This is a genomic window from Ruegeria sp. BHSB172 (genome assembly GCF_059613165.1).
The window spans coordinates 1-1,558 of record NZ_JBXWRZ010000090.1 but is presented as its reverse complement, the minus strand read 5'-3'; the positions used below and the strand labels follow the sequence as shown (position 1 = coordinate 1,558).

Sequence of the window (1,558 nt, the reverse complement as noted above, 5' to 3'; positions counted from 1 at the left end):
GCTTTGTGACGAACAGACTTAAATGAATGCCACAATGATACTTGGGATAGGCTTGACGGTCCACTTGTATATCCAAAACGGTGTTCGCCCCCGCGTGGTGCACCGGCCGCAGGCGGGGGAGAATGCCGGGATCAGTGTGCCAGATAGGTTTTCAAGGTCTCGGTGGTGCCTTGGGTCCAGATCATGGTCAGCCACCGCGCAAATGCCTTACGGAACGCGGTGAAATCGGCCAGATCGCCATAGTACTGGCGCTGCTCCAACCACACGGTTGGGGTTTCACGCGCTTGTGTCGCGACGGCCACCAGATCGTCCCAGAACGGGTCGTTGGGGTCAATCGGCGTCCCGTCTTCGCGCGTGCCGGCGCACATCCGGGCCCAGAACGCCTCGACCAGCGCCAGCCCCTCGACCGAGGCGCCGGCTGCCTGGGCGTCACGGATCGAGGGCAGCACGAATCCTACATGTCTGGACGAGCCGTCAAAGGCGACCCGGCGCGTGGTGTCGATGATGGCCGGATTGCGGAACCGGTTTTCGATCAGGTCGATGTACTCGGCCACCGACCGTTCGGGCACCGGACGCACGAAAGGGGCGATTTCCTCGGTTTCGACCTTGCTGAAGAACCCGGACACCAGCGGATGCGCCATGCACTCCGCGATCGTGCCCAGGTTCAGGATCTCGCCGACATTGGCAAGAACCTGATGGCCCGCGTTCAGAATGCGCAGTTTCATGACCTCATAGTCATGAACGCGGTCGGTAAAGGTGGCGCCGACCTTGTCCCAATTCGGCCGCCCGGCGCAGAAGGCATCCTCGATCACCCATTGGCGGAAGCTTTCATGGGTGACTGGCGCGGCGTCGTCGATCCCCAGCGCGCGCACCAGCTCCAGCTCGGTCGGACCCGTGGCGGGCACGATGCAATCGACCATCGAGTTGGGGAAGGTACATTGCGTGTCGATCCAGTCGGCCAGATCCGGGTCCGACAGGCGCGCCAGCCCCACCACCGCCTGACGCAGAACCTGCCCGTTGCCGATCAGGTTGTCACAGCTCAGCCCGGTCAGCGGACCGACGCCCGCATCGCGCCGCCGTCGCAGGCCCGCGACGATTGCGCCGAAGACGGTGCGTGGCCGGTCAGGATTGGCGGCATCGTGTCGGATGTCGGGGTGGTCGGTGTCCAGCCCCTTGGTAACGGGGTGCAAGAAATAGCCGCCCTCGGTCACGGTCAGCGAAACGATGCGGATCGCCGGATCGGCCAGCTGCGTGATCAGCGGGCCGTTGTCCTCTTGCGGGGGCAGGTAGTCGATCATCGCGCCGGTCACCTCGGCGCGGCGCTGGCCTTCGGTCAGCTCGACTAGCGTGGTGAGACAGTCCTGCGCCAGCAGCTTGCGCCGCATCTCGGCGTCATAGGCGCGCACGCCGGCGCCGATGATGGCCCAATCCTGCGCCGCGCCCTGCTGCATCAGCCGGTGCAGGTACCAGGCCTGATGCGCGCGATGAAAATTGCCCACCCCGATATGCACGATCCCCGGCGTCAGCGCGGCGCGGTCGTATTCCGGGCGCAGCACGC

The 1,558-nt window shown here is 64.9% G+C and carries 1 protein-coding gene; it reads right to left on the bottom strand.

The window, feature by feature from the left end; genetic code table 11:
* Positions 1-131: 131 nt before the first annotated feature.
* Complete coding sequence (locus AC2FM3_RS17875) at positions 132-1,556, bottom strand: mannitol dehydrogenase family protein (protein ID WP_496684592.1); 1,425 nt, start codon at positions 1,554-1,556, stop codon at positions 132-134.
* Positions 1,557-1,558 lie beyond the last annotated feature (2 nt).